The following is an 18,348-nucleotide window of genomic DNA, read 5'->3' as shown; positions in this document are numbered from 1 at the left end:
CCCCGCCAGTGGCTCGGCCGGTGCCGGCCGAGCAGGGCCTGACCAGCGTGAACGTGTCGAAGGGCAGGGGGGTGGAGGTCGTGTGGTCGTACACGGTCACCCGGATGCGGGTCAGACCCGCCTCCACACCCGGATCGACCTCGAAGCCCGCGAACGCGTACGGGTGCTCCGGCGCTCGCAGGGCCAGCCACGGCGCCGGCTCAAGGGCGTGGACCGAGCGGAACCGGGTGGGATCGGACTCCCGCGGCTCCACGCCGACGATCACCCGGCCGGCGGGCGGATCGAGCAGTTTGCCGGCCGACGGCGACGATGAACCCCCCGTGCCCAGGACCATGTGAACCGTCCCGTGCGAGGTGTCCACGACCTCGGTGCCGATGCCGCTGACAGCCCCGCCGCCTCGTTCCTCGCCACCGCTGCCAGCGCTGCTGCCACTGCCGCCCGCCCGCTGCCGTAGCCCGTCCGCCGCGCCATCCCCGTCGAGGTGGCTGTCGGGGCCACCCGTGGCCGAGACGGGCTGCGGGGTGAGCATCGCTGATCCTTCGACCACCCCGCGCAGCGGATGCGTCCGCTCGTAGTGGTGCTCGTGCCCGCACAGGACGAGATCGACACCGAACGCGTCGAACAGCGGCAGCCACTGCTCCCGGATACCGAGATCGGCGCCGTTGTGCTGCGCCGCGCTGGACACCGCCGTCTGGTGCATGCAGACGATGATCCAGTCGATGTCCGGGTCGGCGCGTGCCTGGCGTAGCGTGCGTTCGAGCCAGGCCCGTTGCCGCCCGCCGCTGTAACCGCGGATGTACACCGTGCCGGCGTCCTGATAGCAGATGTCGTCGTTCTGCAGGACGACGAAGCGTACGTTCGCGACGGTGAAGGCGTACCACAGGCCCAGCAGGTCCGTCAGCGGCGCCGTCAGCGGGTCGTTCGTGCCCGTTCCGTCAGGCTCCACGGTGTTGCCGGGCAGCAGGAAGCGGCTCTGGTAGGCGGCCAGGCCCAGCGGCCCGTTCCCGCGTTCGATCTCGTGGTTGCCGGCGGCGGGCATCCACGGGTGGTGCTGCGCGGAGGGACCGATCATGTTGAACCAGTCGGACCACGCCCGCGGTGGGTTGCGCCGCTGGTTCGCGTACGACAGGTCACCGACGATCAGGGTGAACAGCGAGCCGACCCGGTCGACGCCGGTCACGGCGTTCCTGGACGCCGGCGTGCCGAACGGGTCGTAGGACTCCGAGGTGCCGTGATCGCCGAAACAGGTGAAGGTGAACGGCACCCGGCCGCGTGGCGCGGTCCGCAGGGTGCCGCCGCCGGTGCGGCTGATCCGGTCGTGGATCACCTCGTAGAGGTAACGGGAGTCCGGCTCCAGCCCGGTGAGCAGAGCATGATGGTTGATCACATCCTCGCCGGTGACGGCGTCGGTGTAGACGCGGGTGACGGCGTGCACCTCGCGGTCGAGCCTGCCGGGCGTGCTGCCGAACCGCACCCGGGGGCGGCGCACCATCCGCGGCGTCGTCCATGACACGGCCATCGACACGGTCGGGTCCGGCCCGAACGTCAGATGGAGGTGTTCGACGGGCGTACCCGCACGCAGGGCCAACGGATCTCCTCACTGCCGGCCGTGACCACCTGGCCGGACCGTCGTGGACCGCTTGGGACCACTTTGGGACTATTTTGGACCGTTTACATGGACTCCAGAATGCGTTGGATGATTCGGGACGGTCCCGGACTGCGGAGGAGCGGCTTCGCGGGTGCTCCGCCACGGTGCTGGAGGGCAACCGCTTCGCCATGGCGAAGGGGCGGCCCCGCCGCAGCGGAACCGCCCCTTCGTGGCGGACCTGTCGCCCTACCGCTCGCCTCTACTCGCTGGACTTGGCCAGGTCGATCGGAGGGGCGTCGGGGACCTGGGTGGGCTTCGGTTCGCCGCGGAAGACGAACTTCGCCGCCTCGCCCTCGCCCTCGACGTCGCCGACCACGATCTCACCGGGCTTGAGCGTCCCGTACAGGATCTTCTCGGACAGGACGTCCTCGATCTCCCGCTGGATCGTCCGGCGCAGCGGCCGAGCGCCGAGCACCGGGTCGTAGCCCTTCTTGGCCAGCAGCGCCTTCGCCGCCGGGGTGAGCTCGAGCGCCATGTCCTTGTTCTTCAACTGGACGTCCACCCGGGCCAGCATGAGGTCGACGATCTGGATGATCTCGGCCTCGGACAGCTGGTGGAAGACGATGATGTCGTCGATCCGGTTGAGGAACTCGGGCCGGAAGTGCTGCTTGAGCTCGTCCTGGACCTTCGCCTTCATCCGCTCGTAGTCGATGGCGCCCTGACCGGTCGCGAACCCGATGCCCGGGCCCTTGGAGATGTCGCGGGTGCCCAGGTTCGAGGTCATGATCAGAACGGTGTTCTTGAAGTCGACCAGCCGGCCCTGGGAGTCGGTCAGCCGGCCGTCCTCCAGGATCTGCAGGAGGGTGTTGAACACGTCCGGGTGCGCCTTCTCGACCTCGTCGAACAGCACGACCGAGAACGGCTTGCGCCGGACCCGTTCGGTGAGCTGGCCGCCCTCCTCGTAGCCGACGTAGCCGGGCGGGGAGCCCACCAGCCGGGAGACGGTGTGCTTCTCCATGTACTCGGACATGTCGAGCTGGATCAGCGCGTCCTCGTCACCGAAGAGGAACTCCGCCAGCGTCTTGGACAGCTCGGTCTTACCGACACCGGACGGGCCGGCGAAGATGAACGAACCGCCGGGACGCTTCGGGTCCTTCAGACCCGCCCGGGTACGCCGGATCGCCTGGGAGACAGCCCTGATCGCCTGCTCCTGGCCGATGACGCGGCGGTGCAGCTCGTCCTCCATGCGCAGCAGCCGGGCGGTCTCCTCCTCGGTGAGCTTGAACACCGGGATGCCGGTCCAGATCGCCAGGACCTCGGCGATCTCCTCGTCGCCGACCTCGGCGACGACGTCCATGTCGCCGGCCTTCCACTCCTTCTCCCGCTTGGCCTTCTCCGCCAGCAGGGTCTTCTCCCGGTCACGCAGGGAGGCGGCCTTCTCGAAGTCCTGCGCGTCGATCGCGGACTCCTTGTCCCGGCGGACGTTGGCGATGCGCTCGTCGAACTCGCGCAGGTCCGGCGGAGCGGTCATCCGGCGGATGCGCATCCGCGAACCGGCCTCGTCGATGAGGTCGATCGCCTTGTCCGGCAGGAAGCGGTCGGAGATGTAGCGGTCGGCCAGGGACGCGGCCGCGACCAGGGCACCGTCGGTGATCGACACGCGGTGGTGCGCCTCGTAGCGGTCCCGCAGGCCCTTGAGGATCTCGATGGTGTGCGCCACCGACGGCTCCGCGACCTGGATCGGCTGGAACCGCCGNNCGGCTGGAACCGCCGCTCGAGCGCGGCGTCCTTCTCCAGGTGCTTGCGGTACTCGTCCAGGGTGGTGGCACCGATCGTCTGCAGCTCGCCGCGGGCCAGCATCGGCTTGAGGATGGACGCGGCGTCGATCGCGCCCTCGGCGGCACCCGCGCCGACGAGCGTGTGCAGCTCGTCGATGAACAGGATGATGTCGCCGCGGGTACGGATCTCCTTGAGGACCTTCTTCAGCCGCTCCTCGAAGTCACCGCGGTAGCGGGACCCGGCGACCAGCGCGCCGAGGTCGAGCGTGTACAGCTGCTTGTCCTTGAGGGTCTCGGGCACCTCGCCCTTGACGATCGCCTGGGCCAGCCCCTCGACCACGGCGGTCTTGCCGACGCCGGGCTCCCCGATCAGGACCGGGTTGTTCTTGGTCCGGCGCGACAGCACCTGCATGACGCGCTCGATCTCCTTCTCGCGCCCGATCACCGGGTCGAGCTTGGACTCGCGCGCGGCCGCGGTGAGGTTGCGGCCGAACTGGTCGAGCACGAGCGAGGTGGACGGAGTGCCCTCCGACGGCGCGCCCGCCGTCGCCGGGTCGCCCTTGCCCTGGTAGCCGGACAGCAGCTGGATGACCTGCTGGCGGACCCGGTTGAGGTCGGCGCCGAGCTTGACCAGGACCTGGGCGGCGACGCCCTCGCCCTCCCGGATCAGCCCGAGCAGGATGTGCTCGGTCCCGATGTAGTTGTGGCCGAGCTGCAGGGCCTCCCGCAGGGACAGCTCCAGCACCTTCTTGGCGCGCGGAGTGAACGGGATGTGCCCGCTCGGGGCCTGTTGCCCCTGCCCGATGATCTCCTCGACCTGTGACCGAACACCCTCGAGGGAGATGCCCAGGGACTCCAGCGCCTTGGCGGCGACACCCTCGCCCTCGTGGATCAGCCCGAGCAGGATGTGTTCGGTCCCGATGTAGTTGTGGTTGAGCATCCTGGCTTCTTCCTGTGCCAGGACGACGACCCGACGTGCCCGGTCGGTGAATCTCTCGAACATGTGCGCTCCTTCGAGCGGTGCGACCGACCACACGGCAGCCGGTATCCGCATGCTAGCTCCGCCGAGGCATGACCCCACGCATCGAACGGAAACCTACCCGCCGGCCCCGCCCTCTTCGTCGTGGACGGCGGACCGACCTGGGTGACCGGTCCACCAGCGAAGACGCCTGAAACAACGGTGGCGGACCGGAGGGGATTCCGTCCCGCTGTTCCGCCGAGAGCAGAACGAAATCTCGTGGTCACCGGGGGAGGTGTCCACCCGGCAGGGGTGAGCGGGCAGCCCCCCGGCCAACGTTGGCCAACTCCAGCCAACCCAGCCAACCCAGCCAACGTCAGCGGGCGGTGGCTGGCGGCCACCGGGAGGTGGCCCGCCCCACGGTCCTGGCTGCCCGCTCGGATGGTCGCGAAAAGCAATCGCTATAGCGCTCCGGCGTCCAACTGCCGCGCAGGGAATGGAATATTACTCAGGGTAATCGTGCAATCGGTAAGCTATATCATTTGGTGATGCCGTACGGTCGCTGTCTCCCGACGGAATGACAGGGGCGCGCCGGTCGCACCGGGCCGACCAAAGCCGAATGATCATGTTGTCGTCCCGGGTGGACGGACCTACGTGTAACCATGTAATTACTCATGGTATCGAGGGTGCGGATCTGCCGGTGTTTATCCGACCGCCAACCCGTCATCGCCCTGCGTGTCTATCCACTCGCGCAGGCGCACCTCGCGTTCCGAATCGGGTGTGAACGGGCACGTGGTGCAGTACTGCGAGCTCATCCGGTGGGCGAGGCAGCACGAACCCCGACGCATCGCCGTCTGCCGGCGGCCGCGGTGGACGAACTCGAACCACGCCGGACGGGCCCGCATCGGCGGGCTGGCGAGAGCGAAGAAGGCGTCGGCCTCCGCCCGCCCGATGTCCGGATCCCGGGTCGTCCGCTCGGTCAGCAGGAACGTTCGGCCGCACTGCCCGGCCACCATGCCCCACAACGCGGACGGGCCCAGGCGCGCCCGCGCCCGCAGGGCCGTGACCAGCGGCTCGAAGTGCCCGACCAGAGCGGCCGCCAGCCGTTGCCGCAGGACGTCCCGGTCGGCGACCATGTCGATTGCCCGGTCGGCCGTCGGGCCGGTTGCCAGGTCGGTCGCCGCGGCGGCCCGCCGGCCGGCCAGCGGGGTGTGCCGGCGATCGTCCACCGCCGGTGGGGTCGCCGCGGACAGGGCCGGGTCGTCCGCGAGCACGGTCACACGGTCGGAATGAAAAGCCGTGACGTCGAACCACCCGCCGGGCGCGGCGTGCAGGGACATGCCAGCCGCGCACACGTCCGGTACCCGGCTGTGCAGCATGTACGCGGCAATGGCGAACCCGGCCACGCCACCGGCGTAGGCGCTGAGGAAATGGGTGGCCGCGACATCCCGGCTGTACCCGTAGGTGTCGGACATCGTCCGCAGCTCCCGGTCGAGCGCGCCGTCGGCCAGCAGGTCGGCGCAGTACAGCCACCCGGCGGCGTCACGTCCCGGACGACCGATGCGCCCCGACTGCCCGTCGAGCACCCTGGCGGCGGCTTCCAGCGTTTCCGCCAGCGGCGGGCGTGCCTGCGTCGGTACGGTTCGCGACGGCTGGCAGCCCGGTATCCGCCACAGGTGCTCCTCGGCCAGTGGCCACGGGTACTTCTCGGCCAGCGGAGCGTGCCGGTGGCAGGTCCTCACCGGGAGCGTCCGGTGAGCGCCGGCACGGCCACGACGCCGTGTCGGTACGACAGGTCCGGGATGCCGGACTTTATAATGATCATATTTTGGACGGGTGGAACCGGTTCCGACGACGGGTGGACGGTGGACGGGTGGAGGGTGAATGCCGCGGGTTCCCGACCGGGCCGGCTGACCGGCGCCGCACAGGCCCGCCGATGGTCGCCGGGGACGCCACCGAGGACACGGCTGCCGGCGGCACGGCCGTTCGCGGGGCGTCCGCTGGTGCCGCGGTGGCGCGCGGTGCCGCCGGTGCGGGCGTGGCCACGGGTGTGGTTGGGGATCGCGTCGGGGACGGGGATCGCGGTGGGTTTCGCCGGTCCGTCGTTGGAATGGCGCATGTTCTTAGGTAAGCCTAAGTTCATGCGTAGCGTCAACTCGCCGGCGGTGACAGTGGGATGTGTCGCTCCGGCGCAGTTGTGTCACAGCCACGGGACTCCCGGGCACGTGCGGCGCCCCCGGGCCGGTCACCCTGCCGGAGCTGTCCGGGCGGCACGGTGACCGTCCCGCCCGGGGGCGGTCGTCCATCCGCCGCGCGGGCCGACGCCCTGCCAGCCGATGCCGGCCAGGCCGCCGCCGCGCCGGCTGATGCGGCGCCGGCCGGCGCCAACCGGGCGGATGTCGGGTTGGCGGATGTCGGGTTGGCAGATGACGGGTTGGCAGGTGGGGCTGGTGGGATCGACCGGCTGCGGTCGCTGCTGGCCGTCGCGCTGGACGGGCTCGCAGCCGGGGCGGCGGCCCGNCCGCGGCGGCCCCCTGCCGGCCGGCGGCCCGGCGGATGTGGCCGGCTGGGCCCACGACGCGCTGACGGGTCGGGCCGGCCACGATCATGCCTCGCCCGCCTCCGGGGCCCAGGAGCGTCCCGCCCCGACCCCCTGGACGCTTCCCGCCGAGGGGGTCGGAGCGCCCACCGCTCTGTCCGGGCTCACCCGCATGTTCGCGCGGGGGGCGGCCGATCCGGCCGATCCGGCCTGCGCGGCCCACCTGCACTGCCCGCCGCTCGCCGTCGCCGTCGCCGCCGACCTCGTGGTCTCGGCGCTGAACCCGTCCCTGGACTCGTGGGACCAGGCGCCCGCGGCCACCGCGTTGGAGACCGAGGTCGTCGCCGCGCTCGCCGGGCTGGTCGGGTTCGATCCCGCCGTTGCCACCGGCGCGATCACCACCGGTGGCACGGCGTCCAACCTCACCGCACTGATGCTGGCCCGCGACACCCTTCGCGCGCCGGGCACGGCTCCGTCGGGCCCGCTTCCGTCGGGTACAGCTCCATCGGGTACGGCTCCATCGGGCGCGTCCGCGGCGGCCACCGGCGTGCCGGGCCGTCCGGCCGTGCGGGTGTTCTGCTCGTCCGCCGCGCACTTCTCGATCGGACGGGCCGCGGCGGTGCTCGGTCTGGATCCGGACGCGGTGGTGCCGGTCGCGACCGACGGCGCGCACCGGCTCGACCCGTCCGCTCTGGACGCCGCGGTCTCGCGCGCCCGGCGCGACGCCGACCGTGCCGGGCGCCGGTTGGCCCCGGTGGTCGTCGCGACCGCCGGCACGACCGACATGGGCGCGATCGACCCGCTGCGGGCGGTGGCCGAAGTGGCCCGCGCGCACGGCGCCTGGGTGCACGTGGACGCAGCCTACGGCGGTGGGGCGCTGCTGTCGGACCGGCTCGCCCCCCTGCTCGACGGGATCGCCGAGGCGGACTCGGTCGCCCTCGACCTGCACAAGCTGGGCTGGCAGCCGATAGCGGCCGGGGTCCTGCTCACCCGGGACGCGGGTGGCTGGGTGGCGCTGGAGGACGAGGTCGCCTACCTCAACGCGGCCGACGACACGCTGGCAGGCTATCCGAGCCTGCTCGGGCGCTCGCTGCGCACCAGTCGGCGCGCCGACGCCTTCAAGATCGCTGTGACGCTCCGGGCGCTGGGACGCCACGGGCTCGGCCGGCTGGTGGACGCCTNGGCCGGCTGGTGGACGCCTGCCACGACCTGGCCCGCTACGCCGCCGCGCGGATCAGCGCCCATCCGCGTCTGGAGTTGGCCGCGCCGGTGACCCTGAGCACGGTCGTCTTCCGCTATCTGCCAGTAGCTGCCACCGCCGGTGGCGCTGCCGCCGGCCCCGCCGCCGGTAGCGTCGACGCCGACGGGATCAACGCCCGGTTGCGGCGACGGCTGCTGGACTCCGGCCGGGCCGTCGTGGGACGCACCGAGTTCGGAGCGGACCGTTCGGTCCACCTCAAGCTGACTCTGCTGAACCCGGCTGCCACGACGAGTGACGTCGATGCTCTGCTGAGTGCTGTGATCGAGGCCGGTGACGCTGAAGATCGGGGCTGATGTCACGCGCCGTCAGCGCTTCGGCGTACGGCAGTCGTCGTCGACCATCAGCGGTCGTGCGATGCTCCCGAAGCCGGGAGTGGTGGCCGCAACCCGGGGCCGGCATAGAGAGGGTGGACCGTGGGTTTCCATTCGGTCGTGCATGGTGAGCGGTACGTGTTCGCGGATCTGGTGGAACTGCTCGCCAGGGCGGGTGAGGAGAAATCCGGCGACCGGATGGCGGGCCTCGCGGCGTACTCGGCGGCCGAACGGCTGGCGGCCAAGCAGGCGCTCGCCGACGTCCGGTTGTCGGAGATCGTCGCGACACCGCTGATCGACGACGCCGTCACCGACCTGATCGCCGGAGTCCATGACGCGGAGTGCTTCGGCCCCCTGTCGTCCCTGACCGTCGGTGAGTTCCGCGATCTGGTACTGCGGCCGGACTTTCCCGTGCGGTGGCATTCCGGGCTGGCCGGCGGAATAACGCCGGAAGTGGCCGCGGCGGTCGCCAGAATCATGAGTGACAGGGAACTGGTCATTGCCGCGAAACCGCTGCGGACGGTCACCCGTTGCCGAAGCACCATGGGTGAGACCGGTGTGTTCGGCGTGCATGTCCGCCTGAACCATCCGTTGGACGACCTTGAGGGCATCCTGCTGCCGGCGTTGGACGGCCTGATGTCCGGCCGCGGCGACGCCGTGCTCGAGGTGGACACGTCCATGGAGTCGGCCGCGCAGGTGGAGCGGGCCCTGCGTGGGCTCGGCTCGCTCGTCAGGCAGCTCGAGGTACCGACCCAGACCTGCGTTCTCGGGCGGCTCGTCACCCAGCTCGCCGCCATGGATGCGGGTGCGCCCCTCGACCTGCTGTTCAGTCGGCTCGGGGGGACGGAAAGCGCGAACCGGGCCTTCGGGGTGGACCTGGGCCTGCTGGACGCCGGCCGGCGGGCCGTTCTCGAGCATCACCGTGACCGGGCCGGTGACTTCGTCGGCGACCAGGTGACGTATTTCGCGGTCGGGCAGGGCAGCGCGTTCCCGGTGGAGGCACATCACGGCCTGGACCAGCTCACGATTTCCGCCCGGGCATACGGGGTCGCCCGCGCCTTCGATCCTTTTCTGGTGAATTCCGTGGTCGGATTCGGCGGGATGGACCATCTGTCCGACTCTCGACAGGTCATCCGGGCCGGGCTGGAGGATCACTTTGTCGGCAAACTGCTGGGCCTGCCGATGGGCTGCGACGTCTTCTGTGCCGGGCGGGCCGACGACGGCCGGAACACCGGTGACGATCTGCTGATGCTGCTGGCCGCCGCCGGCTGCAACCACGCGGCGNCGCGGCGGGCGTACCCCCCGGCCATCCCGTGCCCAGGCAGGCGACCGGGCCCGGCCAGGTGGCCGGCCGGGGGGTGACGGGCATCGACGACGCGATCGGGGTGCGGGACCTCTTCGGGCTGCGCCCGGCCCCGGAGTTCGCCGCCTGGCTGGCCGACCGTGGCCTGGCCAGCGGGCATGGCCTGCCCGAGCCGGCCGGTTCGCCGCGGCGCNGCGCCGGCCGGCTCGGCGCGCCGCCGGAGCGCTGGCTCGTCGATCCGGTCAAGCCGATGGCGGCGTTCCTCGAGGACGGTCTGGACTGGGCAAGGCTGTCGTAAATCCGTCATACCGTTGCGCATACCGTTGTGTATGGCGTTGTGCGTGGTGTCGTCTTCCCGCGGGTGTTCCAGGGCGGCCGAGCCCGGTGGACGTCCGGAACAGGCACGGCGAACGTCTACGAAGGGTCTGATGGCGCCTGTTGTGGCACGGTTCATAGCTTGTAATCGGTGCGTGATTATGAGAAACAAGGCCGATTACTGTCGGTAGTTTCCGCACGTCGACTAATAACCGAGAGTAGTTCCGGTGATTTTTACAGCGCGTTCGCCGCTGCTGGGAGCCATCCGATACGCACGTGTCACATCGGCGGCCGCCCCAGGTCTCGATCGTCTCCTGGTACGTTCGCTGCACACCGATCACGATTTGCGTCACCGGAGTGGATCCCGGGGGTTGTATTCCTAGTTCGTTTCGCCGTCGTCGTGCCGTGACCGAACCGACGGGCTGAAGTTCCGCGGGCCTGGCCCACCGTGTTCCGAGCCGCGGTAGTCGGCATGCTTTCCACGTGGGCCGGGCCCGCGTGACCAGTTTTCTTCCGTACCGGTGCGCACGGCGGATTCTTCCGGCCGGCGGAAAGCTCGGGTCCGGGAGAAAAACAATAATCGCGTCATTCTCGGTTCTCCGCCGTTCCGGGTGTCCCGGATCTGCCGAGCCGCCTGGACCGCCCGGAGCCGCCGAGCCGCCCGGACCAGCCGGATCGGCCTTCCGGAGATCCGGGCGGGACCCCGAGCACGAAAAAGAGCACGATCGCACGTTCTTCGGCCGCCCGGACTGCCGGCGGCCACCGAGCGGGCGGAAAAATAGGACCGCGCACTCCGCGGCCGACCGGACAGCAGCTGTCAGGAATTTGTCATGAATCTGTCAGGAATCTGTCGGAAAGAGCCGCGCCAACATTTCATACGCCGTACCGGGAACACCGGTCACGGCAACTCGTGTACGCGGTGGCCGGCCGCGGTGGCCGGCCACCGCGAACCAGGGGAGATCAGCGGATGAGTGTGCCTGACGAGCGTGTCTTCGATGCCTACCTGGCAGACCTGGTGCCACGGCCGCGAGCTTCCTCGGCGGTGCTTTCGACCACGTCCACCACATCCTTTCCCGGTTACCGGCCGGACGAGCAGATGGTCGTCTCGGTCGTGGTGCCGACCCGGAACGAGGCAGCGAACATCGAGCCGCTGCTGCGCCGCCTCGACGCCGCGCTGGCCGGCCTGCCCAGCGAGGTCATCTTCGTGGACGACTCGGACGACGACACGCCTGAGATCGCCATGGGGCTCCGCCGTTCCGTCCGGATGCGGATCCGGGTCCATCACCGGCCCGCGCCTTACCGGACGGGTGGCCTCGGGGGAGCCGTCACCGAAGGCATCCGGCTGTGCCGTGCCGACTATGCCGTCGTCCTCGACGGCGACCTCCAGCATCCGCCCGAGGTCGTTCCCGAACTGCTTGCCGCGGCCGTCAGCGGCGACGTCGACGTCGTCGTCGGCAGCCGGTACGTCACCGGGGGAAGTGCCTCGGGACTTGCCAACGGAGCGCGCCGGCTGGTGTCCTCCAGCGCGAACCTGCTGTCCCGGCTCGTCTTCCCGCTGCGGCTGCGTGGCGTCTCGGACGTGATGAGCGGCTTCTTCCTCGTTCGGGTCGCCGCTCTGGATCTGGACCGGCTCCGCCCGGACGGCTACAAGATTCTGCTCGAGCTGCTGGTGCGGACCGGCCGGCTGCGTGTCGTCGAGGTCGGCTACGTCTTCGGTGAACGGCACGCCGGCGAGTCGAACGCGTCGGTGTCGGAGGGCGTCCGGTTCGCCCGGCGGCTGTTCTCGCTGCGGGTGCCGAGGGCGGCGAGATTCGCCTTGGTGGGCGCCTCCGGAACGCTGCCCAACATTGCCGGGACCGCTCTCCTGCACCATGTCGGAATGCATTACATAGCAGCCGCCGTGCTCGCCACACAGCTCGCCATCCTCTGGAACTTCATCGGCTGCGACCTGCTGGTCTGGGAGCGCGGGAACCAGTCCAGGGCCCGTCGCTACCTGCCTTTCGCGGTGCTGAACAACCTTGACCTCGTCATCCGGCTGCCGCTGCTCGGGCTGTTCGTCGACCGGTGGCACACAAGCGTTCCGGTGGCCACGTTCGTGACGCTGGCGGTCGCTGTTTCCGTTCGTTACGTGCTGGTCGACAGGATGATCTACAGCGAGCGGCAGCGGCCGGCCCGCAGGCATTCCCGGTACGGCCGCGGCGCGGTCGCCAGCGCGATGGGAGCCGGGGCAGCGGGGAGCGGGGCGATGGGGGAGGCCGAGGCGTGACCGGATCCGAAAAACGGCGGCGGATCGGCCGGCGTCGTGCGCTCGCCGCGCTGCTCGCCACCGCCGCCGTCCAACTGGTTGCCGTCGTTGTCGTCACCCCGGAGTCAGCAAGGGCCATCACCTGCGCACCTGAGGAATGGGCCGGCGACTACTTCGCCAACCCGACACTGACGGGGGCGCCGGCCGACTCACGGTGCGACGGCAACATCGGTTTCGACTGGGGGGAGACCGGCCCGGGGATCGGCGGCATCGGTGGGGCGGGATATTCCGTCCGCTGGACCAGGAACGCCCTGTTCCAGGCAGGGGAGTATTCGTTCACGGCCACGGCCGACGACGGCATCCGGGTCTATCTCGACGACGTCCTCGTCATCGACGAGTGGCGGGACCAGGGGGCGAGCACTTTCGCGGCGACCAGGCCCGTTGCCGCCGGAACGCACAAGGTGACCGTCGAGTACTACCAGGGTGTCGGCGGCGGGCTGGTGCGCGCCAGCTACACCGGTGGTGGGGATCCCGGGCCGGTACCTCCGCCGCCACCGGGTGGCTGCACGGGCGACTGCCAGGGCTCCTGGCAGGTCCTGCCCTACGAGTCGCCGGTGCGCTCGGTGCACGCCACCGTGCTGCACACCGGGAACGTGCTGCTCGTCGCCGGCTCCGGCAACGACGGGGCCGCGGCGGCGAACAACCAGTTCGTCTCGAAAGTGTGGAACCCGTCGACCGGTGAGTTCGCCGACGTGCCCACCCAGGAGGACCTGTTCTGCGCCGGGCACACCCAGCTCCCCGACGGGCGGATTCTGCTCGCCGGCGGGACGTTGGAATACCCGACGCCGACCAGCAACTACAAGGGCCTGGCGATCAGCTACATCTTCGACCCGATGACGAACACCTATACAAAGATCGGTGACATGCCGGGCGGTGGGCACTGGTACCCCTCCCTGGTGAACCTCGGCGACGGTTCGGTGTTCGCCACCGGCGGGCTCAACGAGAACGGCTCCGGAAACGTCGCCGTCGAGATGTTCGACTCCCGGAAGAGCCAGTGGAAGCCCTTCAACGAGGTGCCGCAGACGTACTTCTACTGGGGTCTCTACCCGAACATGGTGCTGATGGCGGACGGCCGGCTCTTCTATGCCGGGACGCACACCTTCGGTAACGCGCTGCCGAACACCTCGGGGTCGGAGATCTACGACATCGCCACCGGGACGATCACAGATGTCCCGGGTCTGCGGGACATCGACTTCCGGGATCAGGGCGCGACGGTGCTGCTGCCGCCGGCGCAGGCCCAGAAGGTGGCCGACTTCGGCGGTGGGAACACCTACAGCGACCTCGACCCGACCAGCCACACGGACATCATCGACCTGCGCCAGCAGGATCCGCAGTGGACGGCAGGGCCGGACCTGCCGGCGGCCAAGATGTATGTCAGCGCCGTCATTCTTCCCGACGGGAAGGTGTTCGAGACCGGCGGGGCGAAGCACAACTATCCCGAGTACGCCGTGCACGAGGCGTCGATGTACGACCCGGTCACCAACACGTTCACGCCGATGCCGGCAGATCCGCTGGCGCGGATGTACCACTCGGAGTCCTTCCTCCTCCCGGACGGCCGGGTGGCGTCGATCGGGAACAACCCGGCGACCGGGGCATTCGACCTGGGTATCTCGGTCTACTCCCCCTGGTACATGTCGAGGCCGCGGCCGGCCATCACCGCCGCCGCCGAGCAGTTCGACCTCGGGTCGACGCAGAACCTGACCGTGAGCGGGAACATCGGCCGGGTCACGCTGATCCGTCCGGCGTCGGTGACCCATCAGTCGGACCCGAACCAGCGCAGCGTCGACCTGCCGACAACCGGCACCGGGACGAACATCAGCGTGACCGTCCCGAGTAATCCGAACATCATTCCTGCCGGTTACTACATGATGTTCGCCCAGGATACGAACGGAGTTCCATCCGTGGCGAAGTGGGTGCATGTCGGATGACCCGACGGAAAATCCTTCTCAGCGCGGTGACGGCGGTGTGTGTCACGGTCGGCCTGCTGGTCGGCCTGCGGGCGACCGGTGTCTTCGGCCCGTCGGCCGGCGACAGCGGGGGCACCCGGCCGGTCGCGGCCGAAAACACGCTCGGGGCTGGCAACCGGGATCTCAGCGGCCGGATCCAGCCGCACGGAAACGGCCGACCGTCGCCCGCGACGCTGTGGGTGGACGGCTGCGACCACAACTATGTGAAGGCTAGCGACAACATGAACGTCTGCGTCCCGAAGATCGCCCCCGGTGGTGTTCCGGTCGACTGCGAATTCCTGCGGAAATCCGGCTTCGGGGCGTTGAAGGTGACAGGAACGGACAGCAAGAACCTGGCCGGCACCGGCGGCAACGCCCCGCGTGGCACGACGGTCTGCGCCGACTAGACCCCGCCGGTTCTCCCGGATTCCCGGGATTCCTGGCGGCCAGCCGAGCCGGTCCGCCGGGAATCCCGGGCACGGAAAACCCGTCGTCACGCCGTCCGCACCCGAGGTAACGGTCGGAAACGGGACATGGACCACGGTGCCACGGGTCCGTGGCCAGTGGCACAGCCCTGCCGTTTCGATCCGGTCAGCTGTTCAGAAAGGCCAGGAACATGCCCCCCTGCGATGCACCGGTCGGGCCGACGCCGTGAGGCGGGCCCTGGGCGGAACCGCCGTCATGGCCCTGCTCTGTCTGGCCGGCAGCGCCGGCTGCGCCACGAGCGAGCCCGCACACCCGGCCGACGGCCCGNCCCGCCGGTACGGCCGTCGGCGGCTGTCGCCACGGCCACCGGCGGCTGGCACGGCACCGTCCCGAAGGTCTCCCGCTCCCGGCCGTCGTTCACCCTGACGGACACCGCCGGGCACAGTTTCGACTTCGCGCGGCAGACCGCCGGCCGAGCCACCCTGCTCTTCTTCGGCTACACGAACTGCCCGGACGTCTGCCCGACGACCATGGCCGACATCGCCGCCGCCAAACGGCTGGCCAGCAGCGATGCCGGGTCGGCGCTCACGGTCGTCTTCGTGACCACGGATCCCGGGCGGGACAGCGCCGAGGCGCTCCGGCGCTGGCTCGGCCAGTTCGACTCCTCGTTCATCGGGCTCACCGGCTCGCCGGCGCAGATCGACGCCGCGCAACAGGCCGTGGGCATACCGCTCGCGCAGACGCAGCAGGCGCCCGGCGGCCAGTACGACGTGGCGCACGCGGCCCAGGTCGCCGCCTACGGCGTCGACGACGTCCAACACGTTCTTTATTTCGCCAGTTCCACGGTTGCCGACTACGCGGCCGATCTGCCGAGGTTGGTGACTGCTTCGGGAGAACGCCCGTGAGAACAGCGGGCCGCCGTGCCCGGTCCTCATGCCCGGTCCCGGGCCATTGCCACCCGGTCGATGCCGGCCGTTCGTACCGACCACTCAGGTAGGGATCAGTGAACCTCAATCAGGCGCTGGCCGCGCCACCGTCGCTTCACGCTTTCCTGACGAGGATGCCAGGGCAGTTGCGTTTCATCACGGCCGGTGGGACGAGTATTGCCGCACGGGTCGCGCTGATGGCTTTCGTCGGCTGTTTCTTCGGGGCCTGGGGACGGGCCGGATACGGATTTTCGGTGGTCGCCGCGACGGGCCTGCTGTGGGGCCTGGACCGTGGCTTCACCTGGCGTGGACACGATGGCGGCCGGCTCAGGAGCGCCATAGCTCGGGTCTCGACCGAATCGGTCGGCTGGCTGCTGTTCACCGCGCTGACGGAGCTGGCGGCGAACTCCTCGCCAACGGGGCAGGCCGGCCCACGTAACCTGTTGGCCGCCGCGGTCTGCGCCCTGGTGGTGGTTTCCGCTCACCTGCTGGTGTGTTCCTGGTTCGTCTTCGGCTCCACCCTGACAGCCGCGTCCGTCCGTGTGCTGCACGGTGTTCTTCTGCTGCCCGCGTGGCCGTTGTTCGTCGAGACGGCACAGGCGCTGTATCGCGGCCGTGGCAACGTGGCGATCGGTATCTGGACGGTGGTGTCGCTGTCGATGCTGCTGATCGCCGGTCTGACGCTGGTGCGGGCCCAGTACGGCTGGCAGCTGCCCGACCGGGTCGACCACGTCGACCTGGAGGACCAGGCGTCCCCCGGATACACCTTCTCGCTGATCGTGCCCGCCCGTCAGGAGCCCGTTCTCGGGCGCACGCTGACCCAGCTGCTCGCCGGTGACTATCCGCCGCATCTTTTCGAACTGGTCGTCGTCGTATCGGACGACGAGCTCGACCGGGAGACCCGCGAGGTGGCACAGGAGTTCGCCGGCCGATACCCCAACGTACGGATCGTCACACCCAGCGGTGCGCAGCGGAGCAAACCGCTCTCCCTCGAGGACGCGCGAAAGCACTGCCACGGCGAGCTGATAGGAATCGTCGACGCGGAGTCCCTGATCGCCCGCGGCCTGCTCGGCTACGTCAACACCCTGGCCGTGCGTCACCCGGAAACCGGGATCTTTCAGGGCGGTGTCCAGCTGATGAACGTTCGCGGCCCCCGCTGGCAGCGGCCGGAATCCGCCGGGATGCTGCGCGCGCTGGTCGACTGGGCCGACAGCGGGACGTCGTGGTGGCGGGCGCGTAACTGCCTGGAGTACTACATCTGGTTCATGTCTCGGCTGCGCTACCAGGCGAAGGCGCGTTTCATCCCGCTCGGCGGCAACACCGTGTTCGTCCGGCGCGAGGTTCTCGACCGGCTCGGTGGTTGGGACGTCTCCTGCCTGACGGAGGACTGCGACCTCGGTGTGCGCGCCTCGGTGGCCGGCGTCACCACCACGGTTTTCTACCATCCCGAGCTGACCACCCAGGAGGAGACGCCGGAAAGCCTGAAGAAACTCGTGGTGCAGCGCACCCGTTGGATGATGGGTTTCATCCAGGTCTTCCGGAAGGGCGACTGGCGCCGGCTGCCGGGCTGGCGGCAGCGGGTGCTCGCCGCCGAGATGCTGTTGATGCCGTTCTTCCAGGCCATGGCCGGCCTGGTCCTGCCGACCTCCATACTGCTCACGTTCTTCCTGAGCGCCCCGGTGGGTATTGTGATCATATTCTGGCTGCCGCTCCTCGCGATGCTGATGCTGACGCTCACCGAGGAGGCCGCCTTCCGGGAGTTCGCCGACGCATACCGGATCAGGGTGACTCCGCTGGACAGCGCCCGGCTGATAGCCAGCGCGCCGGTCTACCAGCTCGTGCTGTCGCTGGCGGCACTGCGGGCCGTTGTGCGGCTGTTCCAGAGAAAACTCGAATGGGAGAAGACGACGCATGTCGGCGCCCACCACGTGGTGATACCGAGCCAGGCCCGGCCGGCGCTGCGAAACCACCGCGATCCTGTTTTCACGCCCGGGACACCTGTCGCCTCCGTGTTCCCTGCCGCCGCTGAAGCGTTCACCGGTTCCGAGATGCTTGCCGGCTCCAGGATTCCTGCCGGATCCGGGGTCGCCACCACTTCCGGGGTTTCCACCGGACTGGCGAAGCCGATCGGAGAGCTTCGCAAGCCGATCGGGGAGGTTCGGCAACCGGTCCGGCAGCTCCGGGAGGCCCAGGTCCCTGAGCAACTGACGGGACAGCGGCGCGGCGACCGCGTCTTCACGCCGCCCGGGGTCCAGTTCCCCGAACCGTTCGAGGGGGTTCTGTGACCACCAGCACGCTCCCGCTTCTCGACCGCGGCGCAGGCACTGGCACCGCACCGGCCGACAACCGGCGTGGCCGCCGGTTCGGCGGATTCACCGACTCGGTCGCGACCGTCCGCGACCGGATGACAGCCTGGCTGTTGGCGCACTGGCAGAGCATCATCATCCTCGCCGTGCTCATCGTCGTCTGCGGGCTCGTACACGGCATCAACCAGGACGGCTGGCCCGGCCGTGTCAACGACGACGAGGGCACCTACACGGCGCAGGCATACGCCATGGAGTACTGGGGTCAAATCGCCCACTACACCTACTGGTACGACCATCCTTTCGGCGGCTGGCTGCTCATCGCCGTCTACACGACGCTCACACACGCGTTCGAGCGGGCACCGACAGCGGTGGCCGCCGCCCGCGAG

At 69.7% G+C, this 18,348-nt stretch carries 11 protein-coding genes and 1 pseudogene (1 of these 12 cut by a window edge); 8 read left to right on the top strand and 4 right to left on the bottom strand.

Translation table 11 applies throughout. The features are described 5' to 3' along the window. The 4 genes and pseudogenes from FrCorBMG51_RS06295 to FrCorBMG51_RS06280 all read right to left on the bottom strand — a co-directional run. Positions 1–1,519, bottom strand: the 5' portion of a protein-coding gene (locus FrCorBMG51_RS06295) for a purple acid phosphatase family protein (RefSeq protein ID WP_086055287.1). The gene continues 101 nt to the left of window position 1, outside the view; 1,519 of the gene's 1,620 nt are visible here — the first part of the coding sequence; it begins with the start codon at positions 1,517–1,519; the stop codon falls past the left edge of the window. A 328-nt stretch (positions 1,520–1,847) separates the two neighbouring features. After that, positions 1,848–4,369: pseudogene (locus FrCorBMG51_RS06290) on the bottom strand (ATP-dependent Clp protease ATP-binding subunit). Positions 4,370–5,028: 659 nt separating this feature from the next. Beyond that, a complete protein-coding gene (locus FrCorBMG51_RS06285; RefSeq protein WP_052914397.1) occupies positions 5,029–6,066 on the bottom strand; it encodes a ferric iron reductase in 1,038 nt (345 codons plus the stop codon). Next, positions 6,063–6,443, bottom strand: coding sequence for a hypothetical protein (locus FrCorBMG51_RS06280; protein WP_047222126.1), 381 nt, complete (start codon positions 6,441–6,443; stop codon positions 6,063–6,065). The genes FrCorBMG51_RS06285 and FrCorBMG51_RS06280 overlap by 4 nt, the downstream gene beginning before the upstream one ends. A 217-nt stretch (positions 6,444–6,660) precedes the next feature. Here FrCorBMG51_RS06280 and FrCorBMG51_RS06275 point away from each other — a divergent pair, with 217 nt between their 5' ends. From FrCorBMG51_RS06275 to FrCorBMG51_RS06245, 8 genes are all read left to right on the top strand, one after another. Continuing rightward, positions 6,661–8,136 (top strand): pyridoxal phosphate-dependent decarboxylase family protein, encoded by a 1,476-nt coding sequence (locus tag FrCorBMG51_RS06275; protein WP_476742118.1) that lies wholly within the window; start codon positions 6,661–6,663, stop codon positions 8,134–8,136. After that, on the top strand, positions 8,133–8,417 hold the full coding sequence (locus tag FrCorBMG51_RS34505; RefSeq protein ID WP_235433360.1) for a hypothetical protein: 285 nt from the start codon (positions 8,133–8,135) through the stop codon (positions 8,415–8,417). Before FrCorBMG51_RS06275 ends, FrCorBMG51_RS34505 begins: the two co-directional genes overlap by 4 nt. 120 nt (positions 8,418–8,537) lie before the next feature. Next, positions 8,538–9,797, top strand: coding sequence for an ethanolamine ammonia-lyase subunit EutB (gene eutB / locus FrCorBMG51_RS06270; RefSeq protein WP_052914396.1), 1,260 nt, complete (start codon positions 8,538–8,540; stop codon positions 9,795–9,797). A gap of 1,223 nt (positions 9,798–11,020) precedes the next feature. After that, the gene (locus FrCorBMG51_RS06265; RefSeq protein ID WP_047222125.1) at positions 11,021–12,319 is read left to right on the top strand and encodes a glycosyltransferase; all 1,299 of its coding nucleotides are present in this window, start codon (positions 11,021–11,023) and stop codon (positions 12,317–12,319) included. After that, the gene (locus FrCorBMG51_RS06260; RefSeq protein ID WP_086055280.1) at positions 12,316–14,286 is read left to right on the top strand and encodes a galactose oxidase-like domain-containing protein; all 1,971 of its coding nucleotides are present in this window, start codon (positions 12,316–12,318) and stop codon (positions 14,284–14,286) included. Before FrCorBMG51_RS06265 ends, FrCorBMG51_RS06260 begins: the two co-directional genes overlap by 4 nt. Next, positions 14,283–14,711: a hypothetical protein gene (locus tag FrCorBMG51_RS24780; RefSeq protein WP_052914392.1), complete on the top strand. Its 429-nt coding sequence runs from the start codon at positions 14,283–14,285 to the stop codon at positions 14,709–14,711. Before FrCorBMG51_RS06260 ends, FrCorBMG51_RS24780 begins: the two co-directional genes overlap by 4 nt. 126 nt (positions 14,712–14,837) lie before the next feature. Continuing rightward, positions 14,838–15,635 (top strand): SCO family protein, encoded by a 798-nt coding sequence (locus FrCorBMG51_RS06250; RefSeq protein WP_476742117.1) that lies wholly within the window; start codon positions 14,838–14,840, stop codon positions 15,633–15,635. A 167-nt stretch (positions 15,636–15,802) separates the two neighbouring features. Further along, the gene (locus FrCorBMG51_RS06245; RefSeq protein ID WP_235433359.1) at positions 15,803–17,941 is read left to right on the top strand and encodes a glycosyltransferase family 2 protein; all 2,139 of its coding nucleotides are present in this window, start codon (positions 15,803–15,805) and stop codon (positions 17,939–17,941) included. The last annotated feature ends 407 nt before the right edge of the window (positions 17,942–18,348 follow it).

The sequence above is a fragment of the Protofrankia coriariae genome, assembly GCF_001017755.1.
In the GTDB taxonomy this organism is placed as follows: Bacteria; Actinomycetota; Actinomycetes; order Frankiales; family Frankiaceae; genus Protofrankia; species Protofrankia coriariae.
This window is presented reverse-complemented; position numbering and strand designations above follow the sequence as displayed.